We start from the raw sequence: 24,451 nt of genomic DNA on the forward strand, positions 1-24,451 counted from the left end.
ACGGTTCGCAATTGCTAAAGAATTGTTGGTCGTAAATACCGCAAAATCCTCGCTCTCTCTACCGTTTTACCTTCATTTTTTCATTAACGTGATATGCGATCATTTTTAACAAACGCGCGACAAAATCACTATACATATAACTTAATATCTTTTATACATTAATTGTTCAACCCTGCGACTATTCCACAAAAGAGAAAGCTATATGGAACAGACTACTGATAAGAAAAACGATAATTTTCAGAAAGATGGCAAAGAACAGTTCAATCGCTCGATCGGTCTTATTTCAAACTTTGCGCTGGGTTTTACCTACCTGTCGCCGCTTACCGCCGTCTATTCACTGTTTGCGTTGGCCGTAACGCTGGCGGGGCCGCCTGCAGTTTGGTGGATTTTAATCGTCGCATGTGGACAACTTTTAGTGGCGTTAGTGTTTGGTGAGGTCGCTTCCCAGTATCCAATAACCGGCGGGCTTTATCCCTGGGCCAGAAGGTTGTGGGGCAAGAAGTATGCGTGGATCGCCGCCTGGATTTACCTGTGGGCGCTGGTGGTCACCATTACGTCAATCGCGGAATATACGTCTACGTTTGTTGAATCGCTCTTCCACTATGGTCAGACGCCAGCCACCATGTTGGTGACTTCCGTCCTGCTGCTGCTGTTGATGATGGCGGTTAATATGTCCGGGACTAAGAATCTGGCCCGTGTTGCGAAAATTGGCTTCTGGTGTGAAATCGTCAGCGTGATTGCGCTGGGGATTTATCTGCTGATTTTCCACCGTTCGCAGCCGTTCTCTGTCATCTTCGATTCGATGGGCGTGCTGGCTCATGACGGCAGCTATTCCACCGCATTTATGTCCGCCGCACTGATGGGGCTGTTTATGTTCTTTGGCTTTGAGGCCTGCGGTAACGTTGCGGAAGAGGTGCAGAATCCGAGTAAAAAGATCCCGGTCGCGATGATTTTAAGCATCGTATTTGGTGCGATTTCTGCGATTATTTCCGTAATGGGTTATTTGCTGGCTTCACCGAATCTGGTCAGTATCGTGAATGGCAAAACGTCCGATCCGATCCCGGCTATCCTGAACGAAGCACTTGGCGAAACCGGCGCAACCGTCTTTATCATCGTCGCGATTGTGGCGATGCTGTCTTGCATTCTGTCTCTGCAGGCTGCCTTAAGCCGCCTTATCTTTTCCTTCTCCCGCGACAGAATGCTGCCGGGTAGTGAATGGATGTCAAAGATATCTAAAAATGGCGTTCCGGATAATGCCATGGTCGTCAGCTGTTTGCTGCCGGTCATCATCTGTGTTTGGGTCTATTTTCAGCCAGATAATCTGTCGCGTATTACCGCATTTGCCGTCATCGGGATTTACATTTCGTTCCAGATGGTTGTGCTTGCCGCACTGCGCCAGCGCCTGAAAGGCTGGAAACCGGCCGGGGAGTGGACCATTGGCGGTTGGGGCACAATTGTGAACGTGCTGGCGCTGGCCTATGGATTATGTGGGATTTGGTTGTTGGCGCAACCAGCAGACAGCAGCGACTTCATCGATCGTTGGACGGTATTGTTCGGCCTGGCGATTGTTGTTGGCTCGGGGCTTATCTATATGTTCCTGACCCGACCGTTTGGTCGTTCTGCGGCACCGGAAAATGATGCTATTGCTTACGCTAACAAGCTGAATATAGGCCAGGATAACTAGAAACTAAGGGCCTTCGGGCCCTTAGTTTTGATAGTGATAAAGGATAAAGTAGTCGCTCTGATAAACCACACTACTGTTTGCTGGAGCGAGTAATTCACCCACGCGAAAGCGCGGCCAACTGGAGAAGATTATCCTGTTTTCCAGATTGGTCAGAATCACATAATCAGGGTGAGCGCAGGAGAGCAGTTCGGCTTCTATCTGACTAACCAGCAGGTCGACGGCAGCGACACCAAGAAACTGATCGTTGTAGTAGACCGGTACTGCCGAGGTCAGGGTATAGGAGATATTGCAGATATAGTCGACGTAGGGACCGTGGATATAGGCTTTTCCTGCCGGAGGTGAGTGTTTAAACCACTCGAAGGTTCTGAAATCCAGTCGTTGTTGTGTGGCCTGATCCAAATCGAGGTGCGCCTGACTCAAACCATTATCCTTTTTATACCACCATTCCAGCAGCCAATACTCTTTTGTTGTTGCGGTACTCTCAATATGGCTGGCAAACCCGGCTCCTGAACAGTAATGATTGTCGTTGAGCGTGCGCTTGATGTGTTGCTGAACGGTCGATCTCACCGAGGGATCGAGGACAACCTCTGCCGAGGGCTTTTGCACCCCGGAAATCGCCTCATGGATGCTCCTCGCCAGCGCAACGGTAGAATCTACGGTAGAGGCGGTAATATCATCAATTTTACGAATTAATGCGCTTAAGGATGTCGAAGAGCTCATTATCTGTCCTGCCTTCACTGATTGTCAGTTCGCGTTATATTTCAGCTTTTTTTCAATAAGGTAATAGGTAAACGTGTCGATGATCCGTGTGGCAAGCTGCACAGATTCCGCCTCGTTGTGCGCCGCCAGCGCATCGGCCAACGCCGAATAAAGCGCGATAATTTCGGCATGAATGTTGTCTGCACGATAAAGTATCGCCACCAGCGATGCCCATTCAGCCTGCACCTGCAGCTCCTGGTTGGCCAGCCGCGCCGAATGCGAACTGGCGGCTATCGCCAGCAGGCAACGCATATCGGCCTGGGTCATCAGTTCAGGTGAGTTTGCTTTACTGAGTACTTCAACAAACTCGCGAAATTTGGCGATATCCGCGCTTGTCATCCGTCTGGAGGCCAGCCTTGCGCTATGGCTGATAATGGCGCAATGCATTTCACCCAGATCAGAAAGGTAATCCGTGCTGATTGCTTTGAACGGATGCAGAGCGCTGTTTTTGCCATCGATGTTTTCGCATACGAAGCTCCCGCCATTACGCCCACGAACCGTATGGATAAGATTATTAGCCCGAAGCGTGTTTAGCGCTTCTCTGATGGTGATATGTGAGACACCCATCATCTTTGCCAAATCAGTTTCGTTGGGGAGCTGTTCTTTTGGCTCCAGCAATCCCGTGATAATGGCGTTTGAAAGGCGCTGCACTATCTGGTCTGAACGACTGACCTGCCCGATAGGCGCAAATATGACCGCGTGAGTAATCATAATCTTTTCTGTACTCAATTCCCTGAAACAACGACCATTTTTAACACATGCCCGTCGGGCAAGGAAGGTAAGAATGGCCGAGTCATTTTACATGCCTGGGCGCAACTTAACTGCACAGGCGAATGTGTGTCCCGATAACCTCATGATGAGCCGGGCATAACGCGTTGACTCACGATGAAAAACCTTACCTTGTAAATGTGAAAATTAAGTTAAAAATGCGAGGCTTATCATAGTGTCAATGTTGCGCATTTGAAAATGTTTTACAATATATATATTACATAAGATTCTTTATGTATTAACTGGCAGGAGACAGGTATGAAAACCCTGAAGCATTTTATTAATGGGCAATATGTAGCAGGCAGCAGCGAAGACACCTTCGAGCTGGTGAGTCCGGTTGACGGCGAAACGTACGCATTATCTCCTAACGCCAGCGCGGCAGAGGTGGAGCAGGCATATTCGGCGGCGGAGGCGGCGTATAGCATCTGGAGAAAATCGACGCCGGCACAGCGGCAAAAGGCGTTATTGCGCCTGGCTGATGAGATTGAACGCAACGTTGAGCGGTTAGTAAACGCGCAGAGCCAGGAAACCGGTCAGCTTCGCCATTTTATTGAGAAAGAAGAGATCGCGGCATCCTGCGATGCCATCCGCTTTTTTGCCGGCGCGGCGCGCTGTCTTGAAGGGAAGGCGGCAGGAGAATATTCCGCCGGGTTTACCTCAACTATCCGCCGCGAACCGCTGGGTATTGTTGGCCAGGTTACGCCATGGAACTACCCGTTCATGATGGCGGTATGGAAGATTGCGCCAGCGCTGGCGGCAGGCAACACGGTTGTATTAAAGCCAAGCGACACCACACCGATCAGCACGCTGCTGTTGGCCGAACTGGCTGCCCCGTTGTTCCCGAGAGGAGCATTTAACGTCGTGTTGGGCAAAGCCAGCACCGGTTCGCTGGTGGTTTCAAACCCGAAAGCCTCGCTGGTTTCGATTACCGGTTCGGTCCGTGCGGGTCTGCAGGTTGCGGCTTCGGCTGCGGCAAACCTGACCAGGGCGCATCTGGAATTGGGCGGGAAAGCGCCCGCGGTGGTTTTTGCCGATGCGGATATGGACAAGGCGATTGCGACAATCGCCACGGCAGGCTTTTTCAATGCCGGGCAGGACTGCACGGCGGCTACGCGTATCCTGGTCGAACAGTCCATTTACGCTGAGTTTCTGGAAAAGCTGATCCAGAAAACGAAGAGTATTAAATTTGGACCGCCAGAGGACCAGGAGGCGCTGTATGGCGCATTAAATAGCAAAAATCAGTTGGAGCAGGTGAAAGGCTTTATTGAACGTTTACCAGCACATGCAAAAATTGAAACCGGTGGGCGCGCAGGATCTGGGCCAGGCTTCTATTTTGAACCGACGATCGTCTCCGGATTGCATCAAAATGATGAAGCTATTCAGCATGAAGTATTTGGTCCGGTAATGACTATTCAATCGTTTTCTACTGACGAAGAAGTACTACACAAAGCGAATGATGTGGAGTATGGTCTTGCCGCCAGCGTCTGGACCAGTAACCATGGTCGCGCGCAGCGCTTCAGCATTGACCTCGATTTTGGCACGGTGTGGATTAACAATCACATTCCTCTGTGCGCCGAAATGCCGCACGGCGGGTTCAAAAAATCGGGTTATGGCAAAGATCTCTCATCCTATTCGCTCGAAGAATACACTCGGGTGAAACATATCATGTGTGACATTTCTGAATAGAGAGGATGACGATGAAAACCATAAAAATAGCGGTGCTTTCATTAGTGATGTTCTCGGGCTTTAGCCTGGCAGAAAGCACCTCGCTGAATACCGTGAAAGAGTATATGGCGGCGTGGAATGCGCACGATGCTTCGCGAGCCGCTCAATATCTTGCAGATGATGCGGTCTATTATGATGCCGCTGCGGGCGAACCAATAAATGGCAGAGAAAAAGCGGGAAAAGAGGTCATCGGCGCTTTTATTAAGGCGGTGCCAGACCTGAGCTGGAAAATGGTGGGTAAACCCGTCTACGACGAAGATACCGTGGCATTCCGTTGGGAATTTTCAGGAAAAAATAGTGGTGAATGGGCAGGGAGTCCGCCGACAAATAATCCGATCAAATTTGAAGGCGTCAGCTATATTCATGTTAAAGCAGGAAAAATCACCTGGCAGGGTGACTATTATGATTCTAAAAAACTGGACGAAGAGTTAAAGCCAGTGAAGTAGTCGGCTGTACCCCTTTAATAATTTGAAGGGGTATATCTCTTATTTGTGTCGTATTAAGGGCAGTGTGTAGCAATAAGGAAAAAAGTTAATGGCAATTACCAGACGTGATTTTCTCAACGGCGTCGCGGTGACTATTGCGGCGGGGCTTACTCCGCTGGAATGGGTCAGGGCGGCAGGAAAGGGAAACGCATTTATAGATGGACACTATTATCCGCCCGCGCTGACGGGGCTGCGGGGTAATCATCCTGGATCGTTTGAAATGGCGCATGCGCTAGGCCGCGAGCATAAGCATTTTGATCTAAACGCTCTGCCCGTTGAGGAAGAGTACGATCTGGTGATAGTGGGGGGCGGGATTAGCGGGCTGGCTGCCGGATGTTTCTGGCGACAACTTGCCGGACAAAATAGCCGGGTCCTGATCCTCGATAACCATGATGATTTTGGCGGGCATGCCAAACGTAATGAATTTACCAGCTCGGGCAAGAAACTACTCGGTTATGGCGGCAGCGAAGCATTCCAGTCACCCGCGCATAATTTCAGTCCTGAGGTACAAAAACTGATGGAAACCGTGGGCGTTAGCGTCACGCGGTTAAAAGAGAGTTTTGACGTAAACTTCTACCCCGACTGGCAGCTCAGTCGCGGCGTTTTCTTCGACAAAAAGAATTTTGGCGAAACAAAAATCGTCAGCGGCGATCCGGGCCGCGCGGTATCTGATGATATCCCGCCGGACAGGCTCAATGGGCGTAAAATTGAAGACTTTATCAATGATTTCCCGCTAAGTGAGAACGACAGAAAAGCGCTGATCGACCTGCACGTACGTCCTGGCGATTACCTTCCGGGGATGACGGTCGATGAGAAAATGGAATGGCTGGATACCCACAGCTACAGTGAATTTTTAGCAACAAAAGTTGGTTTGAGTAAAATGGCGCTGCTCTATTTTCAGCAGCGTTCCAATGACTTCTTTGCCATCGGCATTGAAGGCATCTCCTGCAGCGATGCCAGGGCGTGCGCCTTACCTGGCATGGAAGGGATGGGGTTACCGCCGTTGGACGGAGAGTCGCTGGCCGACCTCGAAGAGCCGTATGTTTACCATTTCCCGGACGGTAACGCCGGTCTGGCCCGACTGTTAGTCAGGTATATGCTGCCGGATGCGCTACCGGGTAACACTATGGAAGACTCTGTTCTCGCCAGACTGCATTACGAAAAGCTGGATCTACCAGAAAACACCACGCGTCTGCGCCTGAACAGCACGGTGATAAATGCGGCCAACGTACAGGATGGCGTGGCGGTGACCTATCTGCGTGACGGTAAAATGCACCGTGTGCGCGGTAAGAATACCATCATGGCAGGCTATAACATGATGATCCCGTATCTGGTGCCCGAGATGCCGGAACAGCAGCAGGCGGATCTCAAACTGAACGTGAAAGCACCGCTGGTGTACACCAACGTGGTGGTCAAAAACTGGCAGGCGTTCAAACAGCTTGGCGTACATGAATTTTACTCTCCGGCTGCTCCCTATAGCAGGGTTAAGCTCGACTATCCGGTCAGCATCGGCGGGTACCAACATCCGGCCTCACCGGACGATCCGATGGTCATTCACATGGTCTATGTGCCTACCTATCCGGGCAGTAACCTGTCGGCCAGAGAGCAGTTCCGTCTGGGACGAGCCTATTTACTGGGGACCACATTTGCGGCGCATGAGGAGATGATTCGCTCCCAGCTGCAGGAAATGTTTGGCTCAACGGGCTTTGATAATCAACGCGATATCGCCGCCATTACCGTTAACCGCTGGGCGCATGGCTATGCGTATTACGCCAACTCGCTGTTCGATGATATGGATAAAATGCCAGAAATTATCGAGCGGGCGCGTCAGCCAGTCGGTCGCATCGCCATCGCTAACTCCGATTCTGACTGGAGTGCTTATGCCCATACGGCGATCGACCAGGCATGGCGTGCGGTTAATGAACTCAAGGATATGGGGTGATCTATGCGTAATGTAACCGTTCTTGCCGCCTGTTTATTTACCGCCTCTGTTAGCGCTGCGGAGTCTAATGGCGAATATATCGCGCGAATCTCAGACTGTGTGGCCTGCCATACCACTGAAGGTGGTGCTGCGATGGCGGGTGGCAAAAAGTTTCCTACCCCGGTAGGGGATATTTATTCGACCAACATTACCCCAGACAAGACGCAGGGTATTGGTAATTACTCATACGAGGATTTTGAAAAGGCGGTACGTCAGGGAATTGCCAAAGACGGTCATCCGCTCTATCCGGCTATGCCTTATCCCTCTTATGCAAAACTTTCTGACGCGGATGTTCAGGCGTTGTATCGCTATTTTATGCATGATGTCACGCCGTCTGCGCAACCCAATAAAGAGAATGCTATTCCGTGGCTACTCTCCGCTCGCTGGCCACTGCATATCTGGAACTGGTTGTTTACCGACGCGCCAACAACGACAGCAGTGAATGCGAAACCAGATGACAACGCTGCCCTGGTAAAACGGGGCGCTTATCTGGTGGAAGGTCCCGGGCACTGCGGTTCATGTCATACACCGAGAGGCATGGCGATGAACGAAAAAGCGTATACCAATGCTGATGCCGAGTACCTGAGCGGCGCGATGATCGACGGCTGGTATGCGCCTTCGCTGCGGGGCAGCGGAATGTCTGAGCAGGCGTTAAAATCGCTGCTGCTGACCGGTAAAAGCAAACATGCCGCGGTTTCTGGTTCGATGGCTGAAGTCGTTACGCAGAGTACGCAGTATCTGACTGATGAAGATGCCACGGCGATCGCGCAATATCTGCTGAGCCTGAAAAGCGCGAAGCCTGAAGCGGGGCGTACCGCATCGACTACTGCATCCTGGTCGAATTCACCCGAGGCGGGCAAAGTGACCTATAACCGCTACTGCTCCACCTGTCACGGACTGGAAGGGAAAGGTACGGATGATAACGCGCCTTCTTTGATCAATAACCCGTTGGTCATGGTTGATGACCCGACGCCGCTGTTCAGAGTGATTGCCCACGGCGCAGAAACACCGACTACGCGTGGCAACGTCTCCTTTAAGATGCCTGCGTACGGTGGCCTGTTAAACGACACCGAAATGCGCGACGTGATTAACTACGTGCGTAAGAGTTGGGGAGAAGGGAATGGCGAAGTAAGCCAGGAAGACCTGGCTGGCGTTAAAAAAGCGTCACATTAAACAGCATGCCGGATAAGGCGCTTATGCCGCTATCCGGCAGTGCTTATACGGCGTTTACTCTGATAATACCCACCAGTCGTGTAAACGCCGCCGCCATTCCATGCTCTTCGATACTGGCAAATCCCAGCAGCAGTCCGCTGCGCTTCTCTTCATTCACGTAGTAGCGAGACAGCGGGCGCACCAGCAGCCCTTGTGTGTTCGCCTGTTGGGCAATAACAACGTCATCGCTCCCGGCGGGCAACTGTAGAATCAAGTGTAGCCCGGCGTTGCTGCTGAAAGAGCCAAGATAATGCTCACCAAGCTGGCGGCTGATAAGCTCCACCAGTGTCTGACGCCGACGACTGTACAGCTGGCGCATTTTACGTATGTGCGCCGCGTAGTAACCCTCACGGATAAACTCTGCCAGCGCGGCCTGAATCAGCAAATGTCCGCCGCGATAGAGGTCGTTATGAACTTTCTTCAGCGGTGCGGCTAGCGGTTTGGGCAGCACCACATACCCGAGACGTAGCGCAGGATAGAGTGTCTTACTGAATGTCCCGATATAGATGACCGGCGTCTCTTCTTCCAGTCCCTGCAAAGAGGGGATCGGCTGACCTGAAAAGCGGAACTCGCTGTCATAGTCATCTTCCACTATCCAGCTTCGCGTTTCGCGTGCGCGAAACAGAAGTTGCTGACGGCGACTGAGGCTCATCACCGAACCGAGAGGATATTGATGTGACGGTGTCACAAAAATAAGTTTTGGCGCAGGCTCTCCAGCTTCCGGAGGGACCATGCCTTGTTCATCAACCGGGATAGCCGAAAAATTTACCGCATTGATGCGCAGAATATTTTTGATTCCCCAGTAGCCCGGCTCCTCAATCCAGGCATTATCACCGGGGTTGCATAATGTTCGGGTCACCAGATCCAGCGCCTGGTGAATACCTTCAGTAATCAGAATTTGCTCCGGCGAACACCGCACGCCACGCGCGGTTCGCAGATAGTCTGCCAGCGCTTCTTTTAGCTCATTCACGCCGCCTGCGGCATCGTAAGTAAGAAACTCCGGACGCAGGCGTCTCGCCAGCCTGTCCTGAATTTTTTTGAGTACCCGGTGAGGGAAATGCTCTACATCAGGTACGCCTGGAATAAATGCCCCCCACTGACGGGGACTGGCGCTGGCATGACCCAACAGCTCAAGGCAGCGGGCAGATAAGCGGGTGTGATCCTCCAGAGTGGCAGCAACAGGTTCTTTATTGGGACGCAGGTTGAGATTGTCCAGCACGCTGTCAGTGACAAATGTGCCGCTGCTGGTACGCGCAGAAATATAGCCTTCGGCCTGCAACTGCTCGTAAACCCGCAGGACGGTATTGCGCGATAGCGTCAGCTCTCCTGCCAGATCACGCGACGGAGGCATTCGGGTAGCCGGTTTCAGGCTACCTTCGAGGATGCAACTACAAATGGCGGCATACAGACGACGATGCAGTTTTTCATCTGGCTGCTGGCTAAATGCCTGCTTGATCACATCTCCGGCAAGTGAACGCATTTGGATCCTTAAAATAAAACGATTTGGCTCTCGATTAAAGTACCAGACGGCGTCTAAATTTAAAGGGTAATTCAACCTAAATGTATTAATGGACAAGGTGTAAGAATGAACAATAAAAACCTGCAACAACGTCGTCTGGATGCCACCCCGCGTGGCGTGGGTGTAATGTGTGATTTTTATGCCCAGTCGGCAGAAAACAGCACGATTACCGATATCGAAGGCAATCAGTACATTGATTTTGCCGCCGGGATTGCCGTGCTGAACACCGGACACCGTCATCCTCGCCTGGTGCAGGCAGTCGAAGCACAGCTTCAGGCTTTTACCCATACTGCTTATCAGATTGTCCCGTATGAAAGCTATGTGTCTTTGGCTGAGAAAATCAACGCCGTTGCGCCAATCGACGGTAAGCGGAAAACCACGTTCTTCACCACCGGGGCTGAAGCGGTAGAAAACGCAGTGAAAATCGCCCGCGCGCATACCGGCCGTCCTGGCGTTATCGCGTTTGGCGGCGGTTTTCATGGGCGTACTTACATGACGATGGCGTTAACCGGCAAAGTAGCGCCCTATAAAAAAGGATTCGGCCCGTTCCCTGGCTCCATTTACCATGCGCCGTATCCTTCTGAATTGCAGGGGATTTCTACGGCAGACTCCATAAAAGCGATCGAGCGCCTGTTTAAAGCCGATATCGATCCAACCCAGGTTGCGGCGATTATTTTCGAACCCGTCCAGGGCGAAGGAGGCTTCGTAGTAGCGCCGCCGGAATTTGTGACCGCCATCCGCCGTATTTGCGACGAGCATGGCATTGTGATGATCGCTGATGAGGTGCAAAGCGGGTTTGCCCGTACGGGCCAGCTGTTTGCGATGGATCATTACGCTGATAAAGCGGATCTGATGACCATGGCAAAAAGCCTTGCGGGCGGCATGCCGCTGTCAGGCGTCGTGGGCAAAGCCGAAATCATGGACGCGCCAGCGCCGGGTGGTCTGGGCGGAACTTACGCCGGGAACCCGCTGTCGATTGCGGCGGCTCATGCGGTGCTGGATATCATTCGTGATGAACAGTTGTGCCAGCGTGCGGCGGCCCTCGGTGAACAACTGCGCGCCACTCTGACCGAGGCGCAAACAGGGTGTCCTGAACTGGCCGAAGTGCGTGGCTTAGGCTCTATGATTGCCGCTGAATTCTGTGATGCAACGACGGGAGAACCCAACGCCGCCGCCGCACAGCGCGTGCAGAAGAAAGCCCTTGAGCAAGGATTGCTACTGCTGACCTGTGGTCAATATGGCAACGTTATTCGTTTCCTTTACCCGCTGACCATTCCGCAGGATCAGTTCGCCAAAGCGCTTGATATCATCAAAGCGGCAACCAAATAATCCATAAGTCAAAAGGATACTCATAGCCGACGGTCGTCATCACCGTCGGCTTTTTTGTTGCTATAAATTGACCAATTACACGTCGTTATATATTTACATACATATCGATTGAGTCTATCCTATTTATCATACAAATATAACAACTGTACTCTTCAAGAGAAGGCGCTTGCGTTAGTGGCCTCCAGTCTTTCTACCTAACAAACTGAATTAACGAATGTTAAATAACAAAATTACCCCAGTAGCCTCTGGGTTGTTGACCTTTGCCTGTCTTTCCACCGCCGTAACCGCGCATGCTGAAGATACCGTCATCGTTTCGGCGCCCGCCTCGTCACAATCCTCGTTTTCGAAACATGAACTGCCGGCGAGTGAAAAAAAAGCAATGTTAGGTAGCCTTGGCGAGCGTGAGCTGATTGATGTTCCCTGGTCGGTACAGACCTTGTCGAAAAGAGTGCTGGATCAGCAACAGATCAAAGACGTGAAAGATGCCTATCGTTACCTACCTTCCGTTCAGGGGGACGGCGTCCGCCCGCAAACCCGCGGCATGCAGGGCAGTGTGGTACAGAATCATATGATTGATGGCCTGAACGCCGTCTCCACGACGGAATATTCGACTGAACAGTTCCAGAGCATAGACGTGTTGAATGGAATAGCCGGATCATTGTACGGCCCAGCCAATCCGGCGGGGATGTTTAATCTGGTGTCTAAACGACCTGTCGATACGCCGTTACATCGCGTAACCGTAGGGCAAGGTACAGGGTCGGGAACGCTGACGTCGATGGATTTCAGCGGCCCAATCGATGAGGGAGACCGGGTGAAATATCGCCTTAACTTGCTAAATGATGAGGGCCGTAGTTACACCACCGATAGCCATGTCCGTCGACAGTACGCAGGATTAGGGCTGGATTTTCAACTGACAGATCAAACGGTGCTGGAGAGTAATTTCAGCTATTACCATTACTATGAAAAAGGCATGCCTGGGAGTTTTGCCCTGGCGAAGGGCGTTCACTTCCCCACGGCATTTGATCCTACGAACAGTAAATATGGTCAGTCTTATGCGGGTCATGATGACGAAACGACCACCGCCGATATGCATATTAAGCATGATTTTGACGGTAACTGGATGCTGGATCTGGGGGCGCTACACCAGGTCGCAGATCGAGAATCGACGGCAGTGACTAACACTCTGACGAATAATCGGGGAGATTACACCACCACAACCGCCAATTCGGCGGCCAGTCGCTTTACCATCAACAGTTATTTAGCGAACCTGACCGGTAGCATTGATACCGGCTGGCTGACGCAGGACATTTCTACCGGAATGCGTGGATTTGTATGGAAAAACTATAATCCCAGAAACGGGGGAACCTTCACCCTTGGGCATTCTTCTCTTGATCAACATCCCGACTACCCACGACCACCATATCCGGACTTTAACGATCGCTATCATTCAGCAACGACCACTCAGCATGCGTTTTTGCTAAGCGATACGCTGCATTTTTCCCCGCAGTGGAGCTTGCTGCTTTCCGGTAGTGAGAACCTGTTTACCGTCAGTAACTACAACAAAACTGGGCATGAAAGTAGCCGGCAGAAAGACAATGGCATGAGCGGTTCTACCAGCCTGATGTATAAACCGGTGGAGAGCGTCACGCTGTATACCACCTGGGCGGACAGCTTGCAGCAGGGCGATACCGCACCCGCTGGGGCGCGCAATGCCGGGCAGGTATTAGATCCCTACCGTAGTCGCCAGGTTGAAGTGGGCGCAAAATATGCGCCAGTAAAGGATCTGCTGCTTACCGCTGCGCTGTTTGAAGCTAAACGCCCCTTTGCCTATACCAACGACAACGGTGATTTTGCCCAGGACGGAACGCAGAAAAACCGAGGACTGGAACTGATGGCTGATGGGCATATTACCCGAAATTTGCGCGTGTTAGGCGGCGGAGCCTGGCTTGATCCGGTGCTACATAATACCGCGGCCAGCAATGCGGATGGTAAGCAAGTTGTTGGTTTACCACGCTTCGCCTCGAATATCCTCGCGATCTACACCATTGAACGGGTTCCAGGACTGGATGTCGACACGAACGTGCATTATGTCGGGCGTCGGGCTACTGATAACGCCAATGACAGCTGGGTCGGGAGTTACACCACGGTGGATATCGGCACGCGTTATGCCACCAGGCTATGGAACACGCCAACCACCTTCCGGTTTGATATCACCAACCTCACCGATCGTCACTACTGGACCAATATTGTTCCCGGCGCATTGACCGGTTACACGGGGGCAGGGGCTGCCAGCGCGCAACTTGGCGCACCGCGTCAGGCTCAGATTTCTGTTCAGGTTGATTTTTAGAGGTTACTCATGAAAACGTGCCACACATGGCTGCTTTGTGTGTGGCTGGCGTTTCCTGCCCTGGCAACACGCCAGGTTGTGGATGATGCTGGTCACACGGTTACCGTTCCCATGCAAGTTGAGCGTATTGCTGATGGCTGGTTTGCTCATCATTCGGTACTGATGACGCTGGGTGCTGGCCGTAACATTGTTGCGACGGTGAACCATGAGGAGAACCAGCCCTGGATGTTCAAAATCAATCCTTCCCTGAGACAAGCCTTACAGATATGGGGAACATCATTCAATAGTGAGGATTTGCTTGCCCGGCACGTCGATGTGCTGTTTGTGGCAAAAGGAAAAGGGGATGCTCAAAGTTACAGCCAGGCGGGCATCCCGACTCTTGAAATGGCATTTACTGACTATGCTTCGATGGAAAAATCGGTCACTACAACCGCAGAAGTGCTGGGTACCGGGCAAGCGCGCGCCCGGGCGACGGCTTACAATCAGTATCTAAACCGTGTACTTGCTGACGTGCAGGCTAAAACGGCGGGATTGACGGCAAACCATCGCCCACGGGTACTCCATATTCAATCGCTGAATCCGCTTAAAGTCGACGGCAGGCACACGTTGATCGATACCTGGATTACGCTTGCGGGCGGATTGAACGCGGCAGGAGAAGTGAACGGCAATATGAAAGAGGTATCGCCTGAGCGGGTGCTTTACTGGCAACCGCAGGTCATTATTCTCGGGGCGGGTTGCGGTGATATCGGCAATTCACCCTACGCGGCATTGTTCAAAGAACTTGACGCGGTTAAGCAGGGTAACGTTTGGCGTAATCCGGCGGGCGTGTTCCCCTGGGATCGTTACGGTACTGAAAGTGCGCTGCAGCTGCAGTGGGCTGCATCAAAACTGCATCCTGCGCTGTTTAGCGGTTTGGATATGGTCAGCGTGACGCGAGATTTTTATCGCCAGTTCTTCGATTATTCGCTTACTCAGGAGCAGGCGATGCGAATTTTAAATGCGTTACCTCCACAGGAGTAGCGTCCACGTGTAAAGACTGGCGCGCTAGGGATTGCACGCCATATTTACCCCTTTTAAATGTGGGATTTGATGCGACGCATGATGATAATGGGTTGCCAGTTATCACGTTATATAATTTAATGCATATCGATTTTACTCCTCTATCCAGATGGTATCCCATGTTTACTTTCCGTTCTTTTGTGCTGGTATGCGCCAGCATGTTGTTTGCGTTTTCTGCCCAGGCCGACCGTACGATCACCGATCAGCTTGGTCGTCAGGTCACGATAGCGGATCACATCGACAAAGTGGTCGTGCTGCAACACCAGACCTTAAATATTCTGGTCCAGCTCGATGCGCAGCAGGACATTGTTGGCGTGATGTCGAGCTGGAAAAAACAGCTCGGGCCTGAGTTTGAACGCTTTATGCCGACAATTTCCACATTGCCGACACCGGGCGACCTCACCAGCGTGAATATCGAAAGCCTGCTGGCGATTCATCCACAGGTGGTGTTTGTCGCTAACTATGCGCCTGCGGAGATGATCCAGCAGATTCAAAGCGCCGGTATTCCGGTCGTGGCTATCTCGTTACGTAAGGACGCCGCAGGGCAACAGAATAAAATGAACCCGACCATGGCCGATGAAGAGCAGGTTTACAACGAAGGGTTAAAGCAAGGGATTCGCCTGATTGCGGACGTGGTTGGGCGTAAACCGCAGGCCGAGACATTAATCGACTACGTTTTTGCGGCACGGGCAAAATTTAATGCGCCGGTTGCAAAAATCCCGGATGCGCAAAAAGTCCGTATTTATATGGCTAACCCCGACCTGATGACTTACGGCTCCGGGAAGTACACAGGACTGATGATGCAGCACGCGGGGGGATTAAACGTGGCGGCTGCCAGTGTGAAAGGTGCCCGTCAGGTTGCGCTGGAGCAGGTACTGGCGTGGAATCCGCAGGTGATTTTTGTGCAGGATCGCTATCCGCAGGTGGTGACTGAGATCCAAAATGATCCTAACTGGCAGGGGATTGATGCGGTGAAAAATCATCGCGTCTGGCTGATGCCTGAATACGCTAAAGCCTGGGGCTATCCGATGCCGGAAGCGTTGGCGATCGGTGAGCTATGGATGGCCAAGAAACTGTATCCGGATGCTTTTAAAGACGTGGATGTTGATGCGCAGGCGCAAGACTATTATCAGCGTTTTTATCGCGTGAACTGGCAGTCTGATGCAGCTAAGTAACCGCTTTTTACCCCAGCAGCCGATTTTGATCGCGGCGGTCCTGTTGCTGGGCGTCAGTTCGCTGTGCCTCGGGCAGTATCCGCTTTCGTTGCGCGAGGTATTTTATCACCTGACGCACTTTAGCGATGCCGAAGGGATTGCCGGTAAGGTCATCTGGACGGTCAGGCTACCGCGTATTCTGATGGCGCTGCTGGCGGGTGGCGCGCTGGGTTTATGCGGCGCGACGCTGCAAGGAGTATTTCATAATCCGCTGGTCGACCCGCATATAATCGGCGTGACGTCCGGGGCCGCTTTTGGCGGCACGCTGGCTATTTTGCTCGGTCTGTCGCCGTGGTTGATGATGGGTTCAACGTTTTTCTTCGGCCTGACGGCGTTGATCCTGGTATATGCCATTGCTGCGCTGCAGGGGCTGGAAAATACGCTGGTGCTGATCCTGTCGGGTATCATTTTGAGCGGCTTTTTTGCCGCGCTGGTGAGCTTGATTCAGTATCAGGCTGATACTGAAGAGACGTTACCCAATATCGTGTTCTGGCTGCTTGGCAGCTTTGCGACGGCCAACTGGCATAAAGTACTGCTGCTGGCGATTCCGGTCGGTATTGCCGCGACGGTTTTGTACCAGCTACGCTGGCGGATAAACCTGTTATCGCTTAATGACAAAGATGCCAGAGCGCTGGGCGTCGCGGTTGTTCCTTTGCGACGCAGCGTTTTGGTGTGCTGCGCATTTTTAGTCGCCGCTCAGGTGGCGGTTAGCGGCAGTATTGCCTGGGTTGGGTTGGTTATTCCTCATCTGGCGCGTTTGCTGGTGGGCGTTGATCACCGTCGTCTACTGCCGTGCGCCTTCTGGCTGGGGGGCGGTTTTATGATTGTAGTGGATGATATTGCACGCACCCTGATGCATGCGGAGATACCGTTGGGGATTATCACCGCATTATTCGGCGCGCCGCTGTTTGCTTTTTTACTCATCCGCTCCAGCCGTCGGGAGAAATCATGAAACCTGCCGCACTGCGTGTAAATCAGCTGACTTATGGGTATCGCGCGCCGCTGTTTGACCCGCTTACGTTCTGCTGCCAAAAAGGCGAGATCTGGGCTGTGCTGGGACGTAACGGTCTGGGTAAAAGTACGCTGCTCGATACGCTAACCGGCACGCTGCCTGCTTTGGGAGGCAGTATTGAAAATAACGGTGGGATAGGGATTGTGGCACAGCATAGCCATCTGCCGTTTCCTTATACGGTGAGTGATGTGGTGTTGATGGGGCGAGCACAGCACGTGAAGCTTTTTGCGCAACCGAGCCAGCAGGATCAAAAAAGAGCAACGCAGGCGCTGGAGCAGTTAAATATTGCGCAGCTTGCTTCCAGCTCGTTTAGCTCACTTTCCGGCGGGCAACAACAACTGGTGATGATAGCCCGGGCACTGGTGACTGAGTGTCAGACGCTTTTGCTTGATGAACCATGTTCCGCGCTGGATCTTGCTAATCAGCAGGTGGTGCTTCAACTCATCAGCGATCTGGCCCATTATCAGGGATGCAGCATTCTCTTTTCAACCCACGATCCGCTGCATGCGCTACAGATAGCCACCCATACTTTGCTGCTGCTCCCCGAAGGCAAATGGCGGGCAGGACCTACGGACAGCATTGTGACGGAAGAAAATTTGTTCCTGGCCTATGGCTTACCACTGCGAAAACTTAGCGTGGAGAACCACCACACGCCGTTTATCGCGCCGTTGTTTTCTATTCGTCGTTAAGCGGTAAGAATCCTGCGGCGGTAAGAAACGCCTGCCCGTCGCGGGAAAGTATGAATTCAACCAGCGCCATCACTTCTTTGGATGCATCAAGCACCGCCAGTTGGTATTCGCAGTGAATATTGTGCTCATCAGGGATAGCCACGTAATGTACGTCGGGCAACGCGCGCAGCGTGTGTGCGTAATGCGCGTAACCGATAAACAGATCGGCCAACCCCTGGCGCAGGATCCAGGCGCTTGCTATTTCTCCTTGCGGGATTTTTATCGTATCACGACCACCAACCAGCGGGATGGCGCGCGTTCGAAGCTGTTGTCCGAGTCCCGGCTCCAGTACATCCATGTTGTCGAAAAATGCCCAGGTATAGTCTCCGGAAGGGTCACAGCCGGGCGTTGATGTACCTGGTCGCAGCGTTGGGTCGCGCAGCAAATCCAGCCAGGCGCCGGTTCGATTGCTGACCAGACTCAGTTGATTCCAGCTAAAGGTCTGCGTGAAAACCGCTTTCTTCTGAGCCAGCAGACGTTGCGGATGCTCCCGATTGGCCGAGGCAAAGAGCGCACAGGGTTCACCTGCTTCAATCCGCTCGCGCAATAAACCGGCCGGACCATATTCAACCTTAACGTCTATTCCGCTCTGGTGTGTGAACTGGCTTATCAGTGGAGTAAATGCCGGGCGTAAACTGCCTGCGGCGAACAGGAGGATGGAAGAGGGCATGGTATCCGTTCTCTGGCGAAAGACATTATGCGAAGAAGATGAATGATACGCGTTGATCATGGAACTTAGAATGATTTAGCGCAGTGCTATTGAATCATCATGGAAAATGATAAAACTGAAGGATACAAACCAGAGATAAAAAGAGAGTTTTGAAGGGAAATAGCACCAAATCAAAGAGATGATTTGGTGCGTCCGAGTGGACTCGAACCACCGACCCCCACCATGTCAAGGTGGTGCTCTAACCAACTGAGCTACGGACGCAAGATGGTGCGTTCAATTGGACTCGAACCAACGACCCCCACCATGTCAAGGTGGTGCTCTAACCAACTGAGCTATGAACGCAACGTTGTAGGTGACAACGGGGACGAATATTAGCGGCACAGACCGAATGAGGCAAGAGGGAAATAGCATTTTTCTTCCTGATCTCACGCGATTGCAGAGTAATTAAGCAAGTTGATTATATTTTGTTGATTTTGCAGCGTGTTTTTTATTCAGACAGCGAACTGGAGCATACCAGGGGCGGTTTGCATTACAGGGGCGCTCAGACTTTAAGCGCTGTAAGGATCGTGGCTTCTATTTTTTCTGGGGTAGTGAAGGGGGCAAAACGCTTGAGCGGCTTGCCGTCACGCCCAATCAGGAACTTAGTAAAATTCCACTTGATCCGCCCACCCAGCACGCCGGGTAATTCGTCTTTCAGGTAACGAAACACCGGGTGTGTAGCGGCACCGTTGACTTCCACTTTCTCAAACATCGGGAAGCTCACACCGTAGTTGATGTGACAGGTTTGCGCGATTTCGTCTGCTCCACCGGGCTCCTGATTACCGAACTGGTTGCAGGGAAAACCAAGCACTACCAGACCCTGCGCGGCGTACTTCTTGTAGAGCGCTTCAAGGCCTGCATATTGTGGCGTGAAACCACAATGGCTGGCGGTATTAACCACCAAAACCAGTTTGCCAGCGTAGTCGGCCATAGAGATGGGCTGGCCATGCAAACTGGTGGCAGTTAGTTGATGAAAGGGGGTCATGCCGGATTCCTCAAATAAGATAGCATTACTCATGTTGCCCGCGAGTGACAGGCTTCGCTGCGTATCTATTTATTATGATCGCAACTGCAGGATTAATAAACTTGCCATTGGTGCAGGGCAAAAAGAGAAATTCTCTGCGGTTCAGTTATGGACATTCCATAATTTATATTAACCAGGCTGACGAGCGTTCCATTCGTCGCGCGTGATTTCCCAGAGTTCAGAATCCAGCAAACCGCTGACATACTCTTTCTTTTCTGTCCTGATAAGCCGCATGCCGCTACTGTCTGAAATACGTTTGGAACGGATATGAGGAGACTATATAGCGAACTATCTCCCAGCGTGGATAAAGCACCTGAATCTGCGAGGCATCTTCGGCTTCTACTGGTTTTAACAGCAAACGTTTCGTATGGAGTTTTGGTATTTTCATACTCACTTTTCCTGCTCAAGCAAGAGAAAAGAATCAATGTGGGGAGGATTTTGAAAAAATATTAATAACCAGAACCCCAGCACAAATAAGAAGCATGCCTGCGATCGCCGGAAAATCTAGCTTTTGCCCACTTACCAACCAGCCCAAAAGGCTGATTAATACGATTCCAGCACCTGACCAAATTGCGTACGCAATACCCGTTGGAATGGTCGACAGGGTCTGGGAGAGAAGATAAAAGGCTGTGCAGTAGCACACAATAGTTGCTACAGATGGCCATAAGCGTGTAAATCCGTCAGAGAACTTCATCAGGGTTGTTCCTATGACTTCCGCTACGATGGCCCCGGCAAGGAAAATGTATGAATTCAAAATCTGATCCCATGTAACAATCTAAAACAATTATCGTATCACATAGGGTGAGATGCGTTTGAACGCAACGCTAACTACTTTAGTTTAGTTTAAAAAATGTCATCTTCGTGGCACGTAACGGATCGTCTGAAGCGCCGTGAGGTGTGCTATCAGCAAGAAGCGGACGTGTACGCGTTTTCTGAGATCCTGATATATGCAGGAGGTGTACCATGCGTTGACAGCGAATTTTAGAATACGTATATTGTTATGTTATAACATATCTTGAATGTAGACTTATGAAACTCACTTTCCCCCTGTTGATGTCTGTACTGCTGTTGCTTCCCCTGACTGGCGCAACTGCCGGCCACTATCCACTGACAATCGAAAACTGCGGCGTTAAAGAAACCTTTAATCATGCACCTTCACGTGTGGTGACAATTGGTCAACATGAAACGGAACTCATGCTGGCGCTGGAACTGAAAGATAAAATTGTAGGCACTGCTGTTTGGTTTGGTGCATTACCCGATGATTTGAAAAAGCAAGGGGCGGGGTTAAAGCGACTTGCTGAGAATGCGCCTGGATTCGAAGCCGTAGCGGCCCAGCGTCCTGAGCTGGTTCTTGCTCAGTACAGCTGGCACGTTGGCCCGCAGGGAGAGGTTGCTACGCGTCAACAATTTGAACAATTGGGGATCAGGACCTGGATCTCTCCAGCCGACTGTACTGCAAAAACTGTCACAGCGACCTCCAACGGCGATGGCGCACGATCAAAACCTTACTCAATCGATATCATTCTTGATGAAATCTCGGCGCTGGCGCGCGTTTTTGATGTGCCAGCACGTGGTGAAGCTCTGAAGCAAAAGCTGTCTGAGCGAATTGTCGCCGCGCAGCAGCAAATCCACATGCAACCGCAAGCGCCGCTTAAAGTGGTTTACTGGTTTTCAAGTCCCCGTCTGAAAGGCGATCCATGGATAGCAGGCAGTAAAGGCGCGCCAGGCTGGATTAATAAAACACTTGGTCTGAACAATATCATCGATTCTGATGAGGAGTGGCCTGCGGTGACCTGGGAGCATATCGTTAAGTCTCAGCCTGATATTATTGTTATTGCGAGTATGGAAAGACGGCTTTATCCCGCCGATGACGTAGAGACTAAAAAACGGTTCCTGGAAACCGATCCCGTCGCCCGTGAAATGCCTGCGGTCAAACAAGGGAATATCGTGGTGGTTCCTGCCATGTCGCTCAATCCATCATTGCGTAACGTAGAAGCAGTAGAACTGATTAGCCAGCAGATGAACGCTTTCGCTCCCTCCAGATGATGAGCAAATCTGTTTTCTACTGGCAAATCAGCCTGATAATTTCCTGCGGGATACTAAGTCTGCCGGTCATGATGATCCTTGCTGCGGCAACCGGCGATATACCGGTAAGTTTCGCGACTGCCTTTCGCGCAATAACCAATGGTCTGGGGCTAACGCACTTTGATTTACCCGCCGTAGAAGCAGGGATTGTCTGGCAGTACCGGATGAGTCGTGCGCTGATGGCGGCCAGCTGCGGTGGAGGGCTGGCGTTATGCGGGCTGGTTCTGCAATCATTGTTGCGTAACGCGCTTGCCGATCCTTATTTGCTGGGGATCTCTGCTGGTGCCTCAACCGGCGCCGTCAGCGTGATGTTGCTTGGTATTGGCAGCGGCGCCATCACGACGGGTGTCGGGGCGTTTATCGGAGCCTGTACCGCTTTTATGCTGATCATATTGTTATCGGGTGGTATGCGCGTGAACTCTGCACGCATCATTCTGGCGGGTATCGCCGGTACGCAGCTGTTTAACGCGTTAACATCGTACATTGTCAGTACGGCGGCCAATGCTGAACAGTCGCGCGGCGTTATGTTCTGGCTGCTGGGTAGCCTGAGTGGCGTACGCTGGGCTGATGCGCTGCTGTGCTTCGCTGTCGTCATCATCGGGTTGCTTATCGTGGTTTGCTATAGCCGCTCGCTGGACACCTTTAACTTTGGTATGGAAGTCTCCTCGACGCTTGGAACGCGAGTGCTTCAGGTACGCGTTATTTTACTGCTGACTACCGCGTTGATTACGGCGGTAATCGTCAGCGCCATCGGTGCTGTAGGCTTTGTTGGGCTGGTTATCCCACATATAACCCGCATGATCGCCGGGCATCGTCATTTGCTCACTATCCCTGTTGCTTTTCTTGCCGGATGCCATTTTATGATTCTTGCAGACCTGATCTCACGCACCCTTATTAGTCATCAGGTTTTGCCGATTGGCGTAGTAACGGCGCTTGTGGGCGCTCCTGTTTTTGCCATGATTCTGTACCGCAACCGGGATAAATAATTATGCATATCGTGGTTGATAAGCTAAGTGTGACGCTCCAGGCTCGTCGGGTGTTATCTGATATCAGTTTTGTTGCGCACCGTTCGCAAACGGTGGGGCTACTCGGTCCTAACGGCTCTGGTAAATCCACGCTGATTCGCGCGATCGCTGGCGTTCAGCCCTGCGCGTGTGAGGGGGTGAAAATTGGCGGCAAGCTGACAAGTAACTTGAGCCAGCGCCAGCTTTCCCGCACGCTTGCTTTTGTTCCACAGCATGCGGAGGCGGAAGCGGAGCTAAGTGTTATTGATATTGTTCGCCTCGGCCGCACGCCGCACCGTAATGCATTCACGCCATGGCGGCAAGCTGATGAAGATGCTGTACAACAGGCGCTTTCGATGATGAGGCTTGATGCTCTGACCCAGAGAACCTGGCAGCGTCTGTCTGGCGGCGAGCGTCAGCGCTGTCAGATAGCCCGTGCGCTCACCCAGCAACCGGATATTCTATTACTGGACGAACCAATTAATCATCTGGATATCCAGTTCCAGCTGGAGCTGATGCGCCTTATTTCCGCGCTGCCGATTACCGTGATTATGGCATTACACGATCTGAATCTGGCTGCAAAATATTGTCAGCACCTGGTCGTGCTGCGTGAAGGTCAGGTTGTGGCGTCCGGTGAGCCTGCTGCTGTACTTACCCCGGAACTGATTCAGTCTACCTGGCAGGTCGATGCGACCATCTGTCGAACTGAACGGGGAATGATGAATATCCAGTACGCCTGAAATAGGCCTACGCAGAAACCATTATCAATATTCAGCGTCCGCTGGATTAAATCACTGGAATGTCAGTTTTGAGCGAGCAGCGGACGTTGAGGCACCTAATAAATCGTCTTAACTTTCAACTTTTCTGACCCGTAATGTCCTGAGGAGCAAATCGTACAAACTATCCACTGCAGGAGAACCCTGGGAAGTATGGCTTCTGAACAATGAGACTTCCATGGGTTCAAGAGGCCCCAAAAGATGTTCACTGCCAAGAATTTGCAGATGAGGTGGCACGCTGCACTGGGTCAGAACGGCAACAGCCAGGCCACTTTCTACAGCTGTAATCTGTCCCGACAGACTGGAGCTGTTATACACCACCTTATATCTCCGCCCCTGCAGTGCTAGTGCGTTGATAGCACTACGTTTAGCAAGGCTTGTACTTTCATAAACCGCAATGGGTAATGGATCGCGCCGCCAGACCTCAAACTGTGGAGAACCCACCCACACCATCGGTTCATAAAACAGTAACGCGCCCTGGTTGGGTTGCTCCCGGGAGACCAGGGCCAAATCGAGATCGCCGCTCTCAACGCGAGGAATGAGTGACGTTGATTGCTCGCAGCTCAGTTCGATCTCGACTGACCCAAAGTTAGGGGCAAATCTCTTCAGCGCAGGGGTAAGGTATTTTGCTGCATAGTCATCAGGAACTCCCAGACGAATACGCCCTGTTAACTCCTTACCGTGAAATGCGGCCTGTGTTTCAGCATGAAGGTCGAGCATCCTTCTGGCATACCCCAGCAGTTTTTGTCCTTCAGACGTGAGTTGATGTTGACGAGGGCCGCGAAGTAAAAGCTGACACCCTAATGCAGATTCCAGCTTTTTAAGTTGCATGCTGACCGCAGATTGTGAGCGATGGACTTCAGGTGCCGCAGCCGAAAGCGATCCCGCATCCACTACCGCGACAAAACATTTAAGCCAGTCCATCTGGAGGTCTTGATGATGCACCTTTGAGCCTTGCATTCGATAATCAAATATTAATATCAATTATTATGCGTTTTTATCGATTCCACAATACTGTCATAGTGGCCCCC

The 24,451-nt window shown here is 51.7% G+C and carries 21 protein-coding genes, 2 tRNA genes and 1 pseudogene; 14 read left to right on the forward strand and 10 right to left on the reverse strand.

What is annotated here, in order from left to right; genetic code table 11:
• Positions 1-202: 202 nt before the first annotated feature.
• A complete protein-coding gene (locus WHR59_RS11095; RefSeq protein WP_043016535.1) occupies positions 203-1,684 on the forward strand; it encodes an APC family permease in 1,482 nt (493 codons plus the stop codon).
• Between the two features lie 21 nt (positions 1,685-1,705).
• On the opposite strand, the gene WHR59_RS11100 is transcribed toward WHR59_RS11095, so the two are convergent.
• Positions 1,706-2,404, reverse strand: a complete 699-nt coding sequence (locus WHR59_RS11100) for a cache domain-containing protein (protein WP_043016534.1) — start codon at positions 2,402-2,404, stop codon at positions 1,706-1,708.
• A 24-nt stretch (positions 2,405-2,428) separates the two neighbouring features.
• Positions 2,429-3,154, reverse strand: a complete 726-nt coding sequence (locus tag WHR59_RS11105) for a FadR/GntR family transcriptional regulator (RefSeq protein ID WP_043016533.1) — start codon at positions 3,152-3,154, stop codon at positions 2,429-2,431.
• A 315-nt stretch (positions 3,155-3,469) separates the two neighbouring features.
• Here WHR59_RS11105 and WHR59_RS11110 point away from each other — a divergent pair, with 315 nt between their 5' ends.
• The 4 genes from WHR59_RS11110 to WHR59_RS11125 all read left to right on the forward strand — a co-directional run bounded on the left by WHR59_RS11110 (position 3,470) and on the right by WHR59_RS11125 (position 8,575).
• Positions 3,470-4,897: a gamma-aminobutyraldehyde dehydrogenase gene (locus WHR59_RS11110; protein WP_087050625.1), complete on the forward strand. Its 1,428-nt coding sequence runs from the start codon at positions 3,470-3,472 to the stop codon at positions 4,895-4,897.
• Between the two features lie 11 nt (positions 4,898-4,908).
• Entirely contained in the window at positions 4,909-5,382 is a 474-nt protein-coding gene (locus WHR59_RS11115) for an ester cyclase (protein ID WP_100194447.1), read from the forward strand.
• Between the two features lie 88 nt (positions 5,383-5,470).
• Positions 5,471-7,363, forward strand: coding sequence for an NAD(P)-binding protein (locus WHR59_RS11120; protein ID WP_043016530.1), 1,893 nt, complete (start codon positions 5,471-5,473; stop codon positions 7,361-7,363).
• 3 nt (positions 7,364-7,366) lie between these two features.
• On the forward strand, positions 7,367-8,575 hold the full coding sequence (locus tag WHR59_RS11125) for a cytochrome c (RefSeq protein WP_043016529.1): 1,209 nt from the start codon (positions 7,367-7,369) through the stop codon (positions 8,573-8,575).
• 43 nt (positions 8,576-8,618) lie between these two features.
• Here the strand turns inward: WHR59_RS11125 and WHR59_RS11130 are convergent, their stop codons facing one another.
• A complete protein-coding gene (locus tag WHR59_RS11130) occupies positions 8,619-10,094 on the reverse strand; it encodes a PLP-dependent aminotransferase family protein (protein ID WP_043016528.1) in 1,476 nt (491 codons plus the stop codon).
• 105 nt (positions 10,095-10,199) lie between these two features.
• On the opposite strand from WHR59_RS11130, the gene puuE reads away from it, so the two are divergent.
• The 6 genes from puuE (at position 10,200) to WHR59_RS11160 (ending at position 17,783) form a co-directional block, all read left to right on the forward strand.
• On the forward strand, positions 10,200-11,462 hold the full coding sequence (gene puuE, locus WHR59_RS11135) for a 4-aminobutyrate transaminase (protein WP_043016527.1): 1,263 nt from the start codon (positions 10,200-10,202) through the stop codon (positions 11,460-11,462).
• 214 nt (positions 11,463-11,676) lie between these two features.
• Complete coding sequence (locus WHR59_RS11140; protein WP_100194446.1) at positions 11,677-13,809, forward strand: TonB-dependent receptor; 2,133 nt, start codon at positions 11,677-11,679, stop codon at positions 13,807-13,809.
• Positions 13,810-13,818: 9 nt separating this feature from the next.
• Positions 13,819-14,829: an ABC transporter substrate-binding protein gene (locus WHR59_RS11145; RefSeq protein ID WP_100194445.1), complete on the forward strand. Its 1,011-nt coding sequence runs from the start codon at positions 13,819-13,821 to the stop codon at positions 14,827-14,829.
• A 158-nt stretch (positions 14,830-14,987) separates the two neighbouring features.
• On the forward strand, positions 14,988-16,043 hold the full coding sequence (locus tag WHR59_RS11150) for an ABC transporter substrate-binding protein (protein WP_100194444.1): 1,056 nt from the start codon (positions 14,988-14,990) through the stop codon (positions 16,041-16,043).
• Complete coding sequence (locus WHR59_RS11155) at positions 16,030-17,034, forward strand: FecCD family ABC transporter permease (protein WP_100194443.1); 1,005 nt, start codon at positions 16,030-16,032, stop codon at positions 17,032-17,034. The genes WHR59_RS11150 and WHR59_RS11155 overlap by 14 nt, the downstream gene beginning before the upstream one ends.
• Positions 17,031-17,783 carry an ABC transporter ATP-binding protein gene (locus tag WHR59_RS11160; protein WP_043016522.1) on the forward strand — a complete coding sequence of 251 codons (753 nt, stop codon included), beginning with the start codon at positions 17,031-17,033 and terminating at the stop codon, positions 17,781-17,783. Before WHR59_RS11155 ends, WHR59_RS11160 begins: the two co-directional genes overlap by 4 nt.
• Here WHR59_RS11160 and WHR59_RS11165 read toward each other — a convergent pair.
• The 6 genes and pseudogenes from WHR59_RS11165 to WHR59_RS11190 all read right to left on the reverse strand — a co-directional run bounded on the left by WHR59_RS11165 (position 17,770) and on the right by WHR59_RS11190 (position 20,309).
• Positions 17,770-18,492: a substrate-binding domain-containing protein gene (locus WHR59_RS11165; protein ID WP_087050618.1), complete on the reverse strand. Its 723-nt coding sequence runs from the start codon at positions 18,490-18,492 to the stop codon at positions 17,770-17,772. The two genes, WHR59_RS11160 and WHR59_RS11165, sit on opposite strands and share 14 nt — an antisense overlap.
• Before the next feature lie 184 nt (positions 18,493-18,676).
• Positions 18,677-18,753: transfer RNA gene (locus WHR59_RS11170), tRNA-Val, on the reverse strand.
• Between the two features lie 4 nt (positions 18,754-18,757).
• Positions 18,758-18,834, reverse strand: a tRNA-Val gene (locus WHR59_RS11175).
• A 199-nt stretch (positions 18,835-19,033) separates the two neighbouring features.
• Positions 19,034-19,516 (reverse strand): glutathione peroxidase, encoded by a 483-nt coding sequence (locus WHR59_RS11180; RefSeq protein WP_043016478.1) that lies wholly within the window; start codon positions 19,514-19,516, stop codon positions 19,034-19,036.
• A gap of 168 nt (positions 19,517-19,684) precedes the next feature.
• Positions 19,685-19,943 (reverse strand): annotated as a pseudogene (locus WHR59_RS11185) (hypothetical protein).
• Between the two features lie 33 nt (positions 19,944-19,976).
• A complete protein-coding gene (locus WHR59_RS11190) occupies positions 19,977-20,309 on the reverse strand; it encodes an EmrE family multidrug efflux SMR transporter (protein WP_063941528.1) in 333 nt (110 codons plus the stop codon).
• A gap of 275 nt (positions 20,310-20,584) precedes the next feature.
• Between WHR59_RS11190 and WHR59_RS11195 the strand changes: the two genes are divergently transcribed.
• From WHR59_RS11195 to WHR59_RS11205, 3 genes are read left to right on the forward strand one after another with little or no spacing between them, the layout of a single operon-like run.
• On the forward strand, positions 20,585-21,601 hold the full coding sequence (locus WHR59_RS11195; protein WP_422388589.1) for an ABC transporter substrate-binding protein: 1,017 nt from the start codon (positions 20,585-20,587) through the stop codon (positions 21,599-21,601).
• A complete protein-coding gene (locus WHR59_RS11200) occupies positions 21,601-22,626 on the forward strand; it encodes a FecCD family ABC transporter permease (protein ID WP_422388592.1) in 1,026 nt (341 codons plus the stop codon). Before WHR59_RS11195 ends, WHR59_RS11200 begins: the two co-directional genes overlap by 1 nt.
• A gap of 2 nt (positions 22,627-22,628) precedes the next feature.
• The gene (locus WHR59_RS11205) at positions 22,629-23,384 is read left to right on the forward strand and encodes an ABC transporter ATP-binding protein (RefSeq protein ID WP_043016475.1); all 756 of its coding nucleotides are present in this window, start codon (positions 22,629-22,631) and stop codon (positions 23,382-23,384) included.
• Positions 23,385-23,492: 108 nt separating this feature from the next.
• On the opposite strand, the gene WHR59_RS11210 is transcribed toward WHR59_RS11205, so the two are convergent.
• Entirely contained in the window at positions 23,493-24,344 is an 852-nt protein-coding gene (locus WHR59_RS11210; protein WP_228084740.1) for a LysR family transcriptional regulator, read from the reverse strand.
• Positions 24,345-24,451 lie beyond the last annotated feature (107 nt).

This window comes from Citrobacter europaeus (assembly GCF_037482245.1).
In the GTDB taxonomy this organism is placed as follows: domain Bacteria; phylum Pseudomonadota; class Gammaproteobacteria; order Enterobacterales; family Enterobacteriaceae; genus Citrobacter; species Citrobacter europaeus.